This is a genomic window from Streptomyces sp. NPDC127129, assembly GCF_042671585.1.
Classification (GTDB): domain Bacteria; phylum Actinomycetota; class Actinomycetes; order Streptomycetales; family Streptomycetaceae; genus Streptomyces.
This window is the reverse complement of record NZ_JBHXTV010000008.1, coordinates 82,536-99,413: the sequence shown is the minus strand read 5'-3', so window position 1 is coordinate 99,413 and position 16,878 is coordinate 82,536. Positions and strand designations below refer to the sequence as shown.

The following is a 16,878-nucleotide window of genomic DNA, read 5'->3' as shown; positions in this document are numbered from 1 at the left end:
GGCTGCGCGCATGACAATCACGGCACTGGGCGGTGCGCGCTCCACGGATCGGTGAAGCAGAGACGGAGAAAAAATGAACGAGGAGTAGAGGTCCTCGGGAGGTGTCGACGAGAAGAGGGAGAGCCCGGCACCGCTCGATCCGGGGATGGCCGCCGCTGAGGGAGATGCGGCATTCGGAACGGCTCACTCCCCCGGCACCCCGCGGAGGTGTGCGTTCCGGCCACGCGACGCGGTTCACCCTACGGCGGCGGGGCGGGCGAGGCACCCCCGACGACCGACGGACGAGCCCCGTGAGGGCTCGTCCGTGAGGGCTCGTCCGTGAGGGCGGGGGCCTAGGTCTCCCGATACGTGGTCAGGCTCGGGCGGCCAGCCACTCGCGGGCCTGGTGGCGGCACGTCCGCCCGTCGTGACCGGGCGGGATCAGGGTGCTGGCGGGGAAGGCGACGATCGCTCCGAGCAGGACCAGGGGCTGCCATCCCCAGAGCAGGCCGGCGGTCACGAGGGCTCCGCCGACCGCTCCCGAGCCCGCGGGTCCGCCGAGCGCCACCGCCAGGTTCCGCGCCGCCCCGAGGCTCTCGTGCGACACGGCCATCGAGCCGCCCCGCCACTCGGCCCGCAGCTCGCGCGCCCCGAGGAGGAGCGCCGTCCGGGCATGGCCGTACTCGTGCACGACGACGCTGAGCGGGACGGCGACGAACCCCGCCAGCACGAGGAGCCGGAACGTCCAGCCCGCCGGCCAGACGCACACCAGCATCAGTCCGGTCGCGAGCGCCAGCCAGGCCATCGGCCTGCGGCCGTGGACGAGGGCGACCAGAACCAGGCGCAGCAGGATCACCGCTCGGCCGTCCGGGCGAAGTCGCGGTCCTTGACCCGCATCACCTGCTGGACCGCACAGAGGGCCGCCGCGGTCACGAGCAGCCAGTGGGCCGCGGTCGCCGCGGCCGTGGAGAGCGCGTCGACGGAGGAGGCGAGCCAGAACAGCGCGCCCAGGGTCGCTCCGCTCGACAACCCGCTGACCAGCAGGGTCACCCGCTTCTCCGAGAAGTCGGCGGTCACCGTGGCCAGTCCGTACAGCACGCTCAGCGCGCTCCCGGCGAGCGCCATGCTGAGGATGACCAGGTCCCGGCCCGCCTCGAAGGGCACCAGGCTGACCACGCGTACGGCGACGACGGTGGCAAGACCCGCGGCGATCGCCCCGAAGGCGTTCTGCCGGCCCCAGCGGGAGAAGCCCCGGGGGTGGATGGCGTAGATCCAGGCGTTGCCCGCGAGCCGGAACGGGGCGAGACCGGTGATCAGGGAGGAGATGCCGCAGACGGCGAGCAGGAGCAACGAGGCCGTGGCGTCCTGGAGATAGCCGAGGTGATACAGGACCGCGATGGCCGCCGCGGCGGCGAGGGAGACGGACGTGGCGGAGATGTAGAGCGGGTCGCGCAGCAGTTGGCGCGCCTCCGTCCGGGCGCCGCGTCCCGGCAGCCGGACGAAGCCCAGCCGCCACGGGGCGCCGCTTTCGTTGTTCCGCGCGGTCGTGCCGGCGAAGGAGAGGACGTACGCGCACAGCACGCCCCAGGCAAGCCCCGCGACCACCGCGAGGAGCACGCCGGTGAGGGTCTCGGGGACGCCTCCGGTCACGGCCAGCGGCGGGCACAGGACGTACAGGCCCCAGGTGCGGCCGGCGAGGACGAGACCGATTCCGGTGATGAGGAGGACGCCGCAGAGCGAGGCGCTGACGGACTTCACGCCGAGCGCGTCGTTCGACGACCGCATGACCAGCGCTGTCAGGGCCTGGACGGCGAGCGTGGTGACGGTGGCGACCAGCGCGGTGAGCGCGGTGAACAGCAGGGCCACGGCGAGCGCGAGCCAGAAGCCGGTGCCGCCGGTCGCCTGCACGCGCGTGAGGGACAGCACCGTGACGGGGCCGACCAGGAAGGAGGCCACGGTCATCGCCGTGACGTACGGGGGGATCAGCTCGCCCAGGGCCCGGTTCCAGCGGCCGACCCCCTTGGAGACGGCGAGGACACGGACGCCCGCGGGCTGGAGACCGAGGATGTCCAGGATCAGCGTGGCCCCCGACGCCGCGGCCGCCATTCCGGCGAGCGCCGCCCGGTTGACCTCCTTGAGCTGGCGGTCCTGGAGGGCGGTGAGGGTCTGCTCGTGGACCAGCGGGGCGAGGGCCTGGACCTGGAAGGCGACCATGGCGAGCCCGAACACGACCAGGGCCAGCAGGACGGCCGACGTGACGACCGGGGAACGGCGCAGCATCTGGCGCACGGTGTTGCGCTGGGACCGCGCGGTCGCCCCGGCGATGGCGAGGGAGGGCCGCAGCGAGCGCCGGTTCGAGGGCCGCGGGGACGCGAGGTGGAGCCCGCGCGCGCCGGCGGACACGGGGGCGGCCGTCATGAGCCCGGCCCCATGAGTTCGGCGAAGATGTCGTCCGCCGTCTCCGAGACGTTCTCCAGACCGCTCAGGCGCAGCACCGCGGCTTCGAGCGTGGACGTCCCGGCCGTCTCGCTGATGGACCGGGGCGCGCCCTGCGCGACGAGGCGGCCGTCGGACAGCACCACGATGAAGTCGCATTCGCGTTCGGCGGTGTGCAGGTCGTGGATGGTCACCAGCGCGGAGCGTCCGGATCGCGTCCAGGTGCGCAGCGCGAGCCGCAGGAGCACGGAGCCCTCGACGTCGAGACCCGAGAAGGGCTCGTCGAGGATGAGCAGCGGGGCGTCGCTGCTGAAGGCTCCGGCGAACTGCAGGCGCCGCTTCATGCCGTGGCTGTACGACCCGACGAGCTTGGTGAGGGCGCCGTCGATGCCGAAGATCTCGGCCAGCCGCTCGGCGTTGCGCATCAGGTCCCGCGGGCGGTCCTCCAGACCCGCGATCAGACCCAGGTACTCGTGACCGGTGAGCATGTCGGGCATGGGCAGTTCGTCGGGCGCGTACGACACCAGGCGCTTCGCGGAGTCGGTGCCGAGCTTCTCCCCGAAGACCCGGCCGGTTCCGCCGCTCGGTTCGGTCAGCCCGATGACGCAGCGCAACAGGGTGGACTTGCCCGCTCCGTTGGCCCCCACCAGTCCGCACACGGCGCCGGCGGGCATGGTCACGGTGACGTCGCGCAGGGCGTGGCGGCCACCGAACCGCTTGCTCAGGCCCTCCAGCGCCAGCGGGATCTCGTACGGCGAGTCCTCGGCGCGGGCGGGCGCGGCAACGCCCTCCACGACGACGGCGGGGTCACCGGGCGGCATGGCCGTCACCCCGCTTCCTGGACAGCGCGCCGTACGCCACCGGGAAGCAGGCGACACCCAGCGCGACGATGACGAGCGGGAAGTACCCGGAGGGCTGCATGCTCAGTTGGGCGTCGGTCTGCACGTAGTCGATGAGGCCCGGCACACTGACCGAACCGTCCCGGGACATCGCGTACATCATGGACAGCACCAGTGCCGCCAGGCTCAGGCCGGCCCCGCCCAGGAGCGCCAGGAGGGCGGACTTGACGATCTTCTTCACGCTGGGTCCAAGAGGTCGTGGTACGGGTGAAGGGGTGGCCCGCCCCCACGTCGGGGGACGTGGGGGCGAGCCGGGCGTTCAGACTCAGTACTTCTCGCAGATGATCTTGAACTCCCAGACGCGCCAGCCGTTCGGGCCGCTCCACTTGACGCGGTCGTAGCCACGGCTCACGCACTGGTACGCGACCAGGGCGTAGGACACGATGCCGGCGACCAGGACGACGGCGATGGCGACGATCAGGACGATCTGCCAGATGCGGTGCGCGAGGAAGCGCGGCTCGTCCTCGGTGCCCTTGGCCTTGGCCAGCGCCATGGAGGCGTGCTGGGTCAGGGCCGCGGGGGCGGTGGTGGCGAGGATCTGGGCCTGGGTGGCAAGACGCAGCGGCGTCTCGCGCAGGGCAGTGAGCACCTGTCGTTCCTTTCGATGGGATCGATACGATCGAGCAGGTGCCCGCCCCGATTGGAGCGGGGCGGGCACTCCCCCGGTGGCGGAGCCGCCGGGATGCCTTGATCCTCTGCGCTCGGCGCGGCCCTGCACACTGCCGATCGCGCGCCTCCTTTGGTTGGTCCGCGGGACAAGTCGGCCGATACGTCACCGTCCGCGCAATCCCGGGTTGTCGGGCACCGGACCGCAACCGTTTCTGATCGAATTCCCTCTTAACTGTCCCTGGGGCGTGGCTGATTGTCTGGGGTAGGTTTCCTCCCGACCACGGCTTATTGCAGTACTCAGGGGGATTCACCATGGACCACGTCACCCTCATTCATCACCATCCATGGATTCGCAGAGGCCTCGAACAGGCATTGACCGAAACAGGGGAGTTCGCCGTCACCGTGTGCTCGTCCGCGGAGGCGGGAATCGCCGCGGTGCGCGAGGGCCCGCGGACGAGCGTGCTCGCCGCCGACCAGCTGCCCGAGCTCGAGCTGTTCCTCACGGCCCTGCGAGGGCGGGAACTCCGGCGCGTGCCGGTCGCGTTGATCGGCGACCCGGACAGCATGGCGAGCCGGCCCCAGCCCCTGCCGCCGGGCGTCTCCGGCTACTTTCCCGAGGGGGTGGACCCCCGGGCCCTGGCCCACGCCGTGCACACGATGGCCGCCGGCGCGGCCGTGCTGCCGCTCGCGATGCTGTGGTGCTCGTTTCTGCCGGGCCCGAAGCTGGGCGGGCGTGAAGAGAAGCCGCTGCCCGCGTTTCTGACATTGCGTGAGCGCGAGATTCTGGCCCTGATCGGGGGCGGGTTGACGAACGTGGAGATCAGCGGACGGCTGGGGCTCACGGCGTCGACGGTGAAGGCGTACGTCAGCAATATCTACTGCAAGATCGGCGTCGACAACCGGGTCCGCGCCGCCCTCTTCGCCCACGGAATCGACCTGCCTACGGCGCCGGCCGCGTACGCCCCGCTGATGTAGACAGCCGGCCGGCCGCGCGAGGGCCGCCCGCCGCACCGTCGGGGGCGGCCCTCGCGGATTCCGGCGGCTCAGGTCACCCTGCGCCGGCGCGTCACCATGGTCCGGCGCGTCACCACGCGTCGATGACCGGAGCGTCGGGCTCGTGCCGGCCCCAGGCATCGCTGAGCCGCCCGAGCCGCTCCGCCGCGGCGATGCCGTGCAGGGACGCGACCCTGCCGTCGCCGATACCGAACGCGACCATGCCCACGACCCGGCCGTCGATCACGGCGAGCACGGCCGGAGAGCCGTTGACCCGCGCGATGTGGAACGCGGGCGAGCCGCCGGCCAGTCGCCGTTTCGCCGGGGTGGACCTGAAGCCGGCCCGTACGAACGAGGCGACGCGCTCGGGCGTCCGCAACCGCAGCAGGTGCCTGGCCAGTCCGGCGCCGTCCGAGACCGCCGTCACGTCGTCGGTGAGCAGCGCCACCAGGCGTTCGGTCCGCCCCGACACGGCGGCGGTGAGGAACTCCTCGACGACCCGGCGGGCGGACGCGGGGTCGGTCTCCGCGCCACGGCGGCGCTCGGCGCCGACCCGGGCCCGGGCGCGGTGGAGGTGCTGCTGGCTCGCGGACTCGGTGATGCCGAGGATCCCGGCGATCTCGGCGTGGCCGTACGAGAACGCCTCGCGCAGGACGTAGACGGCCCGCTCGAAGGGCGAGAGTCGCTCCATCAGGGTCAGCACGGCCAGGGACACCGATTCGCGCTGCTCGAAGGTGTCGGCCGGGCCGAGCATCGGGTCGCCCTCCAGGAGCGGTTCCGGCAGCCAGGCACCGGCCGCGCGCTCGTGGCGCGCCTGGGCCGAACGGAGCTGGTCGAGGCAGAGGTTGGTGGCGACCTTGGTCAGCCATGCCTCCGGCACCCCGACCCGCGCGCGGTCCGCGGCCTGCCAGCGCAGGAACGTCTCCTGGACGGCGTCCTCGGCGTCGGCGGCCGAGCCGAGCAGACGGTACGCGAGCGAGGCCAGCCGCCCCCGGCTGGCCTCGAAACGGTCGACGGCAGCGCTGTCCATGCGGAACACCCTAGGCGGCGTCACCTAGGCGGTGACCCTCACACCGGGAGCGGCGGGCGCGGCGGCCAGGCGGCGCCTGCGCTTGGGCATACCGAAGGTCGGGTGGGCGATGCCGAACCCGGCCCCGCTGAGCACGCCCGCCTTGAGCCGTGCGGCGGTCCGGCCGCCCAGGTACCAGGACTTCGCCCGGGCGTCCCCGTCCACCATCTGGAAGATCGCGTCCCGCCGGCCGAGGCTGATGTGGTTGCCGTGGTATTTCAGCCCGGTCGTCGGGACCTCGGCGCCGGTCAGCCGGGCGATGATCGCGGCGGTCGCCTGCATGTTGGTGAACCCGGCCGAGGCGCAGGACATCGGCAGCGGACGGCCGTTGTCGCCGATCGCATGGACGGCATCACCGGCGGCGTAGACGTCCGGGTGCGAGACCGAACGCATGGTGCGGTCGACGACGATCTGGCCGGTCTCGGCCACCTCCAGGCCGCTCGCGGCCGCGATCGGGTGGACCGCGAATCCGGCCGACCACACGGTCACGTCGGCCGGGATCGACCTGCCGTCGGCCCCGATGGCCCACGACGGCTCGACGGCTTCGATGCCCGTGTGCTCGTGGACGGTGATGCCGAACCGGTCGAAGGTACGGCGCAGGTGGCGGCGGGCCTTCGGGGAGAGCCAGGCGCCCAGCTCACCGCGGGCGGCGAGCGCGACCTTCAGGCCGGGCCGGGACTCGGCGAGCTCGGTGGCGGTCTCGATGCCGGTCAGCCCCTCACCGACCACGAGCACGGTGCCGCCCGCGCCCAGTCCGTCCAGGCGCTCGCGCAGCCGCAGCGCCGAGGACAGGCCGGTCACGTCGAAGGCGTGCTCGGCCACGCCGGGGACGCCGTGGCGGGCGACGGAGCTGCCGAGCGCGTAGAGAAGCGTGTCGTACCCGAGCTCGCCGTCACCGTCCTCGCCGGTGACGGCGACCGTCCTGCGCTCGGGGTCGAGGGCGGTGACGCGGGCCAGGTGCAGGCGCACCCCGGTACCGGCGAAGACGTCGGCGAGCTTGCGGACCGCGAGGTCCTGGCCGCCGGCGAGCTGGTGGAGCCGCATCCGTTCGACGAAGTCGGGCCCGGCGTTGACGACGGTGATCTCGGTGTCGGCGGGCGAAAGCCGGCGAGCCAGGTTCCCGGCGGCGAAGGCCCCGGCGTATCCGGCGCCGAGTACGACGATGCGGTGCTTCATGGCGTTGCTCCTGTCTCGTGTCCGTACCCCCTTGACGAGACGGCGCCGCCATTGCTGACAGGCGCTCCGTGTGACGTGGGTCACCCAGCGGGGAGGGGTGTCGCGGGGCGACCACGGCAGGGGCGCGGGGACCGAGTGGTGCGGCATCCGAGTGACTCGGGCGTGTCGGACCGCTCGCCTCGACGCTCGGTCCCCACACTGGGGGAGACGCGTGGGCGAGGCCCGTCGCGATCGTGTGGCGAGAATCGTCCGACCAGGGAAAGTGCCTGGTCAGAACGATTCTGCTTCACCATGCGGTGGTGGGGCGGGTGGGACTCGAACCCACGGCCGACGGATTATGAGTCCGCTGCTCTAACCGGCTGAGCTACCGCCCCTTGGCGCGTGGCGCGTACATGTGTGCGCGCCGTCTGCCGCAGCATAGCCGCTCATACGATCTCCTGCTCCGGATGGTCGGGCTCTGCCGCGCACTGCTCGACCATGAGGACCGCGCAGCGTGGCGCATGGTTCCCGGACATAAGAAAAAGGACCCCGAAGGGTCCTCTTTCGCTTGCTCCCCCGGCTGGACTCGAACCAGCAACCCTCCGGTTAACAGCCGAATGCTCTGCCAATTGAGCTACAGGGGATCGCGCTCCCCCGACTGGACTCGAACCAGTAACCTGCCGGTTAACAGCCGGCTGCTCTGCCAATTGAGCTACAGGGGATTGCTGCGTTGCACCGAACGGATCCACCTCGGGTGTTCCCGGGCGGCGCTCGCTCGCTGCGACACATACATTAGCGCAAGCAGGGGGGTGCTCCGCCAATCGGTATGCCGTGGGCGCTCGTGGGCACCAGTGAAGGATCAGGGAAGCTCAAGGGAAGGGTGGTGCCGCCGTGCGGTACAAGCTGACGTTCGTCGTGGGACTGGCCGTCGGTTACGTCCTCGGCACGCGCTCCGGGCGCGAGCGATACGAGCAGATGAAGAAGTCCGCGCGGGACTTCTCGCAGAACCCGGCGGTGCGCAACGCCGCCGAGTCCGCGGCGCAGACCGGGCGGCAGGTCGCCGGCAAGGCGTTCCACGCCGTGAGCGACAAGGTCGGCGACAAGCTGCCGGTCTCGGTCACCGACCGGATCCACGCGCTGCGCCACCACAACGGCCAGGTGACCGAGGACGACTGGGGTGTGAGCAACACCTAGCCGGGCGGTGTCCGGCACGGCAGCGGCGGCCGAGCCGGCCGCCGGAGGGCGGGCGGATGCCCGAAAACGCGTCTCCTACCCCGCACGCGCTCCCCGTACTCCCCGGCGTGCGGCAGAATCTCCTACATGGGGATAGTCGCCGGCTTGGACAGCTCTGCCGAGTTCACACGCATCGTCGTCTGCGACGCGGACACGGGTGCCGTGCTGCGCCAGGGGTACGCCCCGCACCCGGGTGAACCCAAGGCCACCGACGTAGACCCGCAGGCCTGGCTGCTCTCGCTCGGCGAGGCCGCCGGCGGCGGGCTGCTCGAAGGGGTGCAGGCCATCGGCGTCTCCGCCCAGCAGAACGGCCTCGTGCCGCTCGACCCGCAGGGCGCCCTCGTGCGGCCCGCGATGGTCGGCAACGACAAGCGGGCGCAGGTCGCCGCCGCGGATCTCGTCGAGGCGTTCGGCGGGCGGCAGGCCTGGGCCGAGGCCGTCGGCTCCGTGCCGCAGGCCGGGCAGCCCGTCACCAAGCTCCGCTGGCTGGCCCGCTCCGAGCCGGAGAACGCCCAGCGTGTCGCGATGCTCCTCCAGCCGCACGACTGGCTGGTCTGGCAGCTCCTCGGACGCCCCGTCCGCCGCACCACCGACCGCGGCGCAGCCTCCGCCACCGGTTACTGGTCGGCGGGCGCGGGCGCCTACCGCCCCGACCTGGTCGAGCTGGCCCTCGGCCACCAGGCCGTGCTCCCCGAGGTCCTCGGCCCGGCCGACGCCGCCGGGACCACCCCCGAGGGGCTGCTGATCTCCGCCGGTACGGGCGAGACGATGGCCGCCGCGCTCGGGCTCGGGCTCGGCCCCGGTGACGCGGTCGTCTCCCTCGGCGCCTCCGGCTCCGTGATGGCCGTGCACCACGAGGCGCTCGCCGATCCGCAGGGCCTGATCACCTCCTTCGCCGACGCGACCGGGATGCACCTGCCGGTCGTCCACACCTCCAACGCGGTGCGGGCGCTCCGCGGCACCGCCGAGATGCTCGGCGCGGAGAGCCTGGAGGAGCTGTCGGCGCTGGCGCTGAAGTCGACACCCGGTTCCTCCGGACTCGTCCTCCTGCCGTACCTGGAGGGCGAGCGCACCCCGCAGCTGCCGCACACCGCCGGCACGCTCAGCGGGCTGCGCCGCGAGTCGATGAAGCCCGAGCACCTCGCGCGGGCCGCGTTCGAGGGCATGCTCTGCTCGCTCGCCGACGCCATGGACGTCCTGCGCGGGCGCGGCGTCGAGGTCCGCCGGGTGTTCCTGCTCGGCGCGGCGGCCGGGCTGCCCGCCGTCCAGGCGATCGCCCCTTCGGTCTTCGGCGCGCAGGTCGTCGTCCCGCAGCCCGCGGACTACGCGGCGCGTGGCGCCGCGCGGCAGGCCGCCTGGGCGCTCGGGGTCGCGCGCGGAACGCTCTCCCCGGCCGCGCCCCCGGCCTGGCAGGGCGCCGCCGCGCAGGTCTTCGAGCCGGGTGAGGAGCTGGCGGTCGGCCAGGCGGTGCGGCAGCAGTACGTGGCCACGCGGGAGCAGACGCACCCGGGCGCGTTCGGCGCGTAGCGGCAACGGATTCGGCTGGTAGCGGAGTCCGTTCAAGACTCGACAAAACTGGCTCGTAACGTCCCGGGAGCGCGGGCGATAGTAGAACCCGTGCTCCTACGACTTCTCCGAACCCACCTTCGACCGTACAAAAAGCCCATCGGACTGCTGGTCCTGCTGCAGTTCCTGCAGACCTGCGCGTCCCTCTACCTGCCGAGCCTGAACGCGGACATCATCGACAACGGTGTCGTGAACGGTGACACCGGCTACATCCTGCTGTTCGGCGCCGTGATGATCGCCGTCTCGGTGGTGCAGGTCGTCTGCAACATCGGCGCGGTGTACTACGGGGCGCGCACCGCCTCGGCCCTCGGCCGGGACGTCCGCGCGGCGGTCTTCGAGCGCGTGCAGTCCTTCTCCGCCCGTGAGCTCGGACAGTTCGGCGCGCCGTCGCTGATCACCCGGACCACCAACGACGTGCAGCAGGTCCAGATGCTGGTCCTGATGGCGTTCACGCTGATGGTCTCCGCGCCGATCATGTGCGTCGGCGGCATCGTCATGGCGCTCGGACAGGACGTGCCGCTGTCGGCGGTGCTGCTCGCGGTCGTGCCGGTCCTCGGCGTCTCGGTCGCCCTGATCGTGAAGCGGATGCGCCCGCTGTTCCGGACCATGCAGGAGCGGCTCGACACGGTGAACCGGGTGCTGCGCGAGCAGATCACCGGCAACCGCGTGATCCGCGCCTTCGTGAAGGACGACTACGAGCGCGACCGGTTCAAGGTCTCGAACACCGAGCTGACCGACGTCTCGATGGCGACCGGCCGGCTGATGGCGCTGATGTTCCCGACGGTCATGACGGTCGTGAACGTCTCCAGCGTCGCGGTGGTCTGGTTCGGAGCACACCGCATCGACAGCGGCGGGATGGAGATCGGCGCGCTGACCGCGTTCCTCGCCTATCTGATGCAGATCGTGATGGCCGTGATGATGGCCACCTTCATGTTCATGATGGTGCCCCGGGCCGAGGTCTGCGCGGAGCGCATCGAGGAGGTCCTCGCCACGGAGAGCAGCGTCGTGCCCCCGGCCGAGCCGGTGCGCGAGCTGGGGCGGCGCGGCCATCTGGAGGTACGGAGCGCGGAGTTCCGTTACCCGGGCGCCGAGGAATCGGTCCTGCGGGACGTGGAGCTGGTGGCGCGGCCGGGCGAGACGACGGCGATCATCGGCTCGACGGGCAGCGGCAAGTCGACGCTCCTCGGCCTGGTGCCGCGGCTCTTCGACGTGACCGGCGGCGAGGTGCTCGTGGACGGCGTGGACGTACGGAAGCTGGAGCGCGCGCTGATGGCGCGCACGGTCGGGCTCGTCCCGCAGAAGCCGTACCTCTTCTCGGGCACGGTCGCGACGAACCTGCGGTACGGCAATCCCGACGCGACCGACGACGAGTTGTGGCACGCGCTGGCGGTCGCGCAGGCGGCCGACTTCGTGAAGAAGCTGGAGCACGGCCTGAACGCCCCGATCGCGCAGGGCGGCACGAACGTCTCCGGCGGGCAGCGGCAGCGGCTCGCGATCGCCCGGACCCTGGTGCAGCGGCCGGAGATCTACCTCTTCGACGACTCGTTCTCCGCGCTCGACTACCAGACCGACGCGCTCCTGCGGGAGGCGTTGAAGGCGGAGACGGCGGATTCGACCGTCGTGATCGTCGCCCAGCGGGTGTCGACCATCCGGGACGCCGACCGGATCGTGGTCCTCGACGAGGGCCGGGTCGTGGGCACCGGGCGCCATCACGAGCTGATGGCGGGCAATGAGACCTACCGGGAGATCGTGCTCTCCCAGCTGACCGAGGCGGAGGCAGCCTGATGGCCGGTCCTGGCGGACGGATGATGGCCGGTGGCGGCCCCGACCAGCGGTCGATGGACTTCAAGGGCTCGGGCAGGCGGCTGCTGCGGCAGCTGGCACCCGAGCGGGGCGCGCTCTGGCTGATGCTGATCGCCTGTGTGCTCAGCGTGGCGGCCTCGGTGGTCGGTCCGAAGATCCTCGGCAAGGCGACCGACCTGGTCTTCGCGGGTGTGGTCGGGCGGCAGATGCCCGACGGCACGACGAAGGCCCAGGCGATCGAGGGCCTGCGGGCCAAGGGCGACACCGGGATGGCGGACATGCTCTCCGGGGTGGACTTCGTCCCCGGGCAGGGCATCGACTTCTCGGCCGTCGGCGAGGTGCTGCTCTGGGTCCTGGCGATCTACGTGGCCGCCGGTCTGCTCATGCTGGTGGCGACCCGGGTGTCGATCAAGGTGATCAACCGGACGGTCTACCGGATGCGGGAGGACGTCCAGGCGAAGCTGGCTCGGCTGCCGCTGTCGTACTTCGACAAGGCCAAGCGCGGTGAGGTGCTGAGCCGGGCGACCAACGACATCGACAACATCTCCCAGACGCTCCAGCAGTCGATGGGACAGCTGATCAACTCCCTGCTCACCATCGTCGGTGTGCTGGCGATGATGTTCTGGATCTCGCCGCTCCTCGCGCTGGTGGCGCTGGTGACCGTGCCGGTGTCGGTGGTGGTGGCGGCCAAGGTGGGCAAGCGGTCGCAGCCGCACTTCGTGCAGCAGTGGCGCTCCACGGGCACGCTCAACGCCCATGTGGAGGAGATGTACACCGGGCACGCGCTGGTGAAGGTCTTCGGGCGGCAGGACGAGTCGGCGGCGGACTTCCGCGAGCAGAACGAGGCGCTGTACGAGGCGGGCTTCAAGGCGCAGTTCAACAGCGGTGTCATGCAGCCGGTGATGTTCTTCATCTCGAACCTCAACTACGTGCTCGTCGCCGTGGTCGGCGGGCTGCGGGTGGCGAGCGGCACGCTGTCGATCGGTGACGTGCAGGCGTTCATCCAGTACTCGCGCCAGTTCTCGATGCCGCTGACGCAGGTCGCGTCGATGGCGAACCTCGTGCAGTCGGGCGTCGCCTCGGCCGAGCGGGTCTTCGAGCTGCTCGACGCGGCGGAGCAGGAACCGGACGCGCCGAGGAGCGAGAGGCCGTCCGAGTCGCTCGGCAAGGTCGCCCTGGAGGAGGTGGCGTTCCGCTACGAGCCGGACAAGCCGCTCATCGAGGACCTGTCCCTGACCGTGGAGCCCGGCCAGACGGTCGCGATCGTCGGTCCGACCGGTGCCGGCAAGACCACGCTGGTCAATCTGCTGATGCGGTTCTACGAGGTGACGGGCGGGCGCATCACCCTCGACGGCGTGGACGTGTCGGCCATGACCCGCGAGGACCTCAGGTCCGGGATCGGCATGGTCCTCCAGGACACCTGGCTCTTCGGCGGGACGATCGCCGAGAACATCGCGTACGGCGCCAGTGGCGAGGTCACCCGGGAGCGGATCGAGGAGGCGGCGCGCGCCGCGCACGCCGACCGCTTCGTCCGGACCCTGCCCGACGGCTACGACACGGTCATCGACGACGAGGGCGGGAACGTCAGCGCGGGCGAGAAGCAGCTGATCACGATCGCGCGGGCGTTCCTGTCCGACCCCGTGATCCTCGTCCTCGACGAGGCGACCAGCTCCGTCGACACCCGCACCGAGGTCCTCATCCAGAAGGCGATGGCCCGGCTGTCCCACGGGCGTACGTCGTTCGTGATCGCGCACCGGCTCTCCACCATCAGGGACGCGGACGTCATCCTGGTGATGGAGAACGGCTCGATCGTCGAACAGGGCACGCACGAGGAACTGCTGGCGGCGGACGGCGCGTACGCACGGCTCTACGCGGCCCAGTTCGCCCAGGCGGTCGCCGAGGTCGACTGACCCCCAGGGTCAGTCCAGGTAGCCCCTGAGCTGGTCCGCGAAGGCGTGGTCCCGCAGCTTGTTGAGGGTCTTCGACTCGATCTGGCGGATGCGTTCGCGCGTCACGCCGAAGAGCCGGCCGATCTCCTCCAGGGTGCGGGGCCTGCCGTCGTCCAGGCCGTAGCGGAGCTGGACGACCTTGCGTTCGCGCTCGCCGAGGGTGGAGAGTACGGCCTCCAGGTGCTCGCGCAGCAGGAGGAAGGCCGCCGACTCCACGGGGCTCGTGGCGTCTCCGTCCTCGATGAGGTCGCCGAGCGCGACGTCGTCCTCCTCGCCGACGGGGGCGTGCAGGGAGACCGGCTCCTGGGCGAGGCGCAGCACTTCGCCGACCCGTTCGGGGGCCAGGTCGAGCTGGGCGGCGACCTCTTCCGGGGTGGGTTCGTAGCCGCGTTCCTGGAGCATGCGGCGCTGGACCCGGATCACCCGGTTGATCAGTTCGACGACGTGGACGGGCACACGAATGGTCCGGGCCTGGTCGGCGAGAGCCCGGGACATCGCCTGGCGGATCCACCAGGTCGCGTACGTCGAGAACTTGTAGCCCCGCGCGTAGTCGAACTTCTCCACGGCACGGATCAGTCCGAGGTTCCCCTCCTGCACCAGGTCGAGCATGGTCAGCCCGCGTCCGACGTACCGCTTGGCGACGGAGACGACGAGCCGCAGGTTGGCCTCGATGAGCCGGCGCTTGGCCATCCGGCCGAGGACGACGAGCCGGTCGAGGTCGAGCGCAAGCTGGGAGTCCAGATCGGGGGTGGACGCCAGCTTCGCCTCGGCGAAGAGCCCGGCCTCGACGCGGCGGGCGAGCTCGACCTCCTCGGCGGCGGTGAGCAGCGGGATGCGGCCGATCTCCCGCAGGTACTGGCGGAACAGGTCGGAGGAGGGCCCGTTCCCGCCCAGGTCGACTCGGCGCGGTACCGGCTCCGGTTCCGGTGTGTCGTCCACGAACTCGGCGGGCTCGGGCGGGTCGGCCGGCTCGGCCGGCTCCGCGGAGGCCGGTGCCTCCGGGTGGTGGACGGCCGGGCGCTGCCCGGGCACGAGATCCGTCGGGGACAGGGTCTGGGTCTGCACGGGGGCGACCTCCAGGGTGATCGCTGCCGGTGCTCCGGGGGCTCAGGCACCGCTCCCCAGTGTGGGGTACGACACATCGCCGCCACGAGGGGCGTGCGGTGACTTTTTGAGTTCGCGAGGTGACCGAACGTCAGAGCGCGTCGGCGCCGTTGGTGCGCAACGACTGGGCGTACTGGGTGAGGACCCACAACTCGTTCTGCACCGCGGCCAGTTGTGCGGGGTCGCCATGGGCGCCGAGGCGGGCCAGGCTGCCCTGGATGTCGCGGATGCGGCGGTCGACGGCCCGCAGGCGGACCGAGACGAGCTGGGCGCCCGCGTAGACCTCGTCGACGACCTTGGCGAAGATCGTCTCGACGGCGAGTTCGGTCACGAGCGCGCGGACCGTGTCGTCGGGGGCGGCCTCGCGGACGGCGGACAGGTAGTCGTCGGGGGCGCCGGTGGCACCGCCGGCGTCCTGGACGCACTGGCGGACGGCCGCGTAGGGCGGGGCGGTGAACTCGTCGGCGCCGTACGCGTCGAAGGCCGGGGAGACCAGCTCGGGGCGCTGGAGGGCCAGCTTGAGCAGCTCGCGCTCGGTGCGGTGCGCGGGGCTGCGCAGGTTGAGCGCGGGCCCGGAGGGAGCGGCCGAAGGGACCGGTGCGCCGTACTCCCCCGCAGCCCTTCGGGCATGGGAGGCACCCCCGTGCTGCGGGGCCGCCGGCCCGGGGGCGGCGCCCCTGCCGCCACGGTCGCGCTGCCAGCGGGCGATCTGGCCGACGCGCCTGACCACGAACTGGGTGTCGAGGATGCCGAGCATGCCCGCGAGCTGGACGGCGACCTCGTGCTGGGAGGCGATGTTCTTGATCCGGGCGACGATCGGCGCGGCCTCGTCGAGGGCGGCGGCCCGGCCGGCCGGGGTCTCCAGGTCGTACCGCCGCACGATCTGGCGCAGCGCGAACTCGAAGAGCGGGGTGCGCGGCTCCACCAGCTCGGCGACGGCCTGGTCGCCCTTGGCGAGCCGCAGATCGCAGGGGTCCATGCCGTCGGGTGCGATCGCGATGTACGTCTCGGCGGCGAACTTCTGGTCGTCCTCGAAGGCGCGCAGGGCGGCCTTCTGGCCGGCCGCGTCGCCGTCGAAGGTGAAGATGACCCGGGCCGAGCCGTTGTCCATCAGGAGCCGGCGGAGGATCTTGATGTGGTCGCCGCCGAACGCGGTGCCGCAGGTCGCGATGGCGGTGGTGACGCCGGCGAGGTGGCAGGCCATGACGTCGGTGTAGCCCTCGACGACGACGGCCCGGCTGACCTTGGCGATGTCCTTCTTCGCCAGGTCGATGCCGTAGAGCACCTGGGACTTCTTGTAGATCGGCGTCTCGGGCGTGTTCAGGTACTTGGGCCCGTTGTCGTCCTCGCGCAGCTTGCGCGCGCCGAAGCCGACGACATCGCCGCCGACGTCCCGGATGGGCCACATGAGCCGGCCGCGGAAGCGGTCGATGGGGCCGCGGCGGCCGTCCTGGGAGAGCCCGGAGAGGATCAGCTCCTTGTCGGAGAAGCCCTTGCCGCGCAGGAAGCGGGTGAGGTGGTCCCAGCCGGCCGGGGAGTAGCCGACGCCGAAGTGCGCGGCGGCGGCCTGGTCGAAGCCGCGCTCGGCGAGGAACTTCCGGCCGATCTCGGCCTCGGGCGAGTCGAGTTGGTCGATGTAGTACTGGGCGGCGACCTTGTGCGCCTCGACCAGGCGGATGCGCTCGCCCCGCTGGTGGCCGGGGTTGTAGCCGCCTTCCTCGTAGCGCAGGGTGATGCCCGCCTTGGCGGCGAGGCGCTCGACCGTCTCCGAGAAGGAGAGGTGGTCGATCTTCATCACGAAGGCGATGGTGTCGCCGCCCTCCTGGCAGCCGAAGCAGTGGAACAGCCCCTTGCCGGGGCTGACCTGGAAGGAGGGCGACTTCTCGTCGTGGAAGGGGCAGAGGCCCTTGAGGTTGCCACCGCCCGCGTTGCGGAGCTGCAGGTACTCGGACACGACGGCGTCGATCGGGACCGCGTCCCGTACCGCCTTCACGTCGTCATCGTTGATCCTGCCTGCCACGCATGAATTCTACGGGCGGGCGGGCGGGTCCTCCCCCAGGAGGACACCGCCGGCTGCGCCGGT

General features: G+C 71.5%; 14 protein-coding genes and 3 tRNA genes. 5 read left to right on the top strand and 12 right to left on the bottom strand.

Features of this window, described 5'->3' with window-relative positions; translation table 11 throughout:
* Positions 1–352: 352 nt before the first annotated feature.
* The 5 genes from ACFVGW_RS17175 to ACFVGW_RS17155 all read right to left on the bottom strand — a co-directional run bounded on the left by ACFVGW_RS17175 (position 353) and on the right by ACFVGW_RS17155 (position 3,903).
* Entirely contained in the window at positions 353–835 is a 483-nt protein-coding gene (locus tag ACFVGW_RS17175; protein ID WP_383225483.1) for a hypothetical protein, read from the bottom strand.
* Positions 832–2,397: a hypothetical protein gene (locus ACFVGW_RS17170; protein ID WP_385852545.1), complete on the bottom strand. Its 1,566-nt coding sequence runs from the start codon at positions 2,395–2,397 to the stop codon at positions 832–834. The genes ACFVGW_RS17175 and ACFVGW_RS17170 overlap by 4 nt, the downstream gene beginning before the upstream one ends.
* On the bottom strand, positions 2,394–3,236 hold the full coding sequence (locus ACFVGW_RS17165) for an ABC transporter ATP-binding protein (protein ID WP_385852544.1): 843 nt from the start codon (positions 3,234–3,236) through the stop codon (positions 2,394–2,396). Before ACFVGW_RS17165 ends, ACFVGW_RS17170 begins: the two co-directional genes overlap by 4 nt.
* The gene (locus ACFVGW_RS17160; protein WP_361434901.1) at positions 3,223–3,495 is read right to left on the bottom strand and encodes a hypothetical protein; all 273 of its coding nucleotides are present in this window, start codon (positions 3,493–3,495) and stop codon (positions 3,223–3,225) included. Before ACFVGW_RS17160 ends, ACFVGW_RS17165 begins: the two co-directional genes overlap by 14 nt.
* A gap of 84 nt (positions 3,496–3,579) precedes the next feature.
* Positions 3,580–3,903, bottom strand: coding sequence for a hypothetical protein (locus ACFVGW_RS17155; protein WP_352190777.1), 324 nt, complete (start codon positions 3,901–3,903; stop codon positions 3,580–3,582).
* Positions 3,904–4,235: 332 nt separating this feature from the next.
* Between ACFVGW_RS17155 and ACFVGW_RS17150 the strand changes: the two genes are divergently transcribed.
* Positions 4,236–4,898, top strand: a complete 663-nt coding sequence (locus ACFVGW_RS17150) for a DNA-binding response regulator (protein WP_385852543.1) — start codon at positions 4,236–4,238, stop codon at positions 4,896–4,898.
* 109 nt (positions 4,899–5,007) lie between these two features.
* On the opposite strand, the gene ACFVGW_RS17145 is transcribed toward ACFVGW_RS17150, so the two are convergent.
* The 5 genes from ACFVGW_RS17145 to ACFVGW_RS17125 form a co-directional block, all read right to left on the bottom strand.
* Entirely contained in the window at positions 5,008–5,946 is a 939-nt protein-coding gene (locus ACFVGW_RS17145; RefSeq protein WP_385852542.1) for a sigma-70 family RNA polymerase sigma factor, read from the bottom strand.
* Between the two features lie 24 nt (positions 5,947–5,970).
* Positions 5,971–7,161, bottom strand: coding sequence for an NAD(P)/FAD-dependent oxidoreductase (locus ACFVGW_RS17140; RefSeq protein WP_385852541.1), 1,191 nt, complete (start codon positions 7,159–7,161; stop codon positions 5,971–5,973).
* A gap of 297 nt (positions 7,162–7,458) precedes the next feature.
* Positions 7,459–7,535, bottom strand: a tRNA-Ile gene (locus ACFVGW_RS17135).
* A 176-nt stretch (positions 7,536–7,711) separates the two neighbouring features.
* Positions 7,712–7,784 (bottom strand) — tRNA-Asn (locus ACFVGW_RS17130).
* A 5-nt stretch (positions 7,785–7,789) separates the two neighbouring features.
* Positions 7,790–7,862: transfer RNA gene (locus ACFVGW_RS17125), tRNA-Asn, on the bottom strand.
* 169 nt (positions 7,863–8,031) lie between these two features.
* On the opposite strand from ACFVGW_RS17125, the gene ACFVGW_RS17120 reads away from it, so the two are divergent.
* From ACFVGW_RS17120 to ACFVGW_RS17105, 4 genes are all read left to right on the top strand, one after another.
* A complete protein-coding gene (locus ACFVGW_RS17120) occupies positions 8,032–8,334 on the top strand; it encodes a YtxH domain-containing protein (RefSeq protein WP_352190786.1) in 303 nt (100 codons plus the stop codon).
* A 126-nt stretch (positions 8,335–8,460) separates the two neighbouring features.
* Positions 8,461–9,900, top strand: a complete 1,440-nt coding sequence (locus tag ACFVGW_RS17115; RefSeq protein ID WP_383225503.1) for an FGGY family carbohydrate kinase — start codon at positions 8,461–8,463, stop codon at positions 9,898–9,900.
* Between the two features lie 90 nt (positions 9,901–9,990).
* Complete coding sequence (locus ACFVGW_RS17110; RefSeq protein WP_385852540.1) at positions 9,991–11,724, top strand: ABC transporter ATP-binding protein; 1,734 nt, start codon at positions 9,991–9,993, stop codon at positions 11,722–11,724.
* Positions 11,724–13,652 carry an ABC transporter ATP-binding protein gene (locus ACFVGW_RS17105; protein WP_385852539.1) on the top strand — a complete coding sequence of 643 codons (1,929 nt, stop codon included), beginning with the start codon at positions 11,724–11,726 and terminating at the stop codon, positions 13,650–13,652. The genes ACFVGW_RS17110 and ACFVGW_RS17105 overlap by 1 nt, the downstream gene beginning before the upstream one ends.
* A 9-nt stretch (positions 13,653–13,661) precedes the next feature.
* Here ACFVGW_RS17105 and ACFVGW_RS17100 read toward each other — a convergent pair whose 3' ends face one another.
* Both ACFVGW_RS17100 and dnaG read right to left on the bottom strand, forming a co-directional pair.
* Positions 13,662–14,777, bottom strand: coding sequence for an RNA polymerase sigma factor (locus ACFVGW_RS17100; RefSeq protein WP_352190816.1), 1,116 nt, complete (start codon positions 14,775–14,777; stop codon positions 13,662–13,664).
* A gap of 109 nt (positions 14,778–14,886) precedes the next feature.
* Positions 14,887–16,815 carry a DNA primase gene (gene dnaG / locus ACFVGW_RS17095; protein WP_385852538.1) on the bottom strand — a complete coding sequence of 643 codons (1,929 nt, stop codon included), beginning with the start codon at positions 16,813–16,815 and terminating at the stop codon, positions 14,887–14,889.
* Positions 16,816–16,878: the final 63 nt, after the last annotated feature.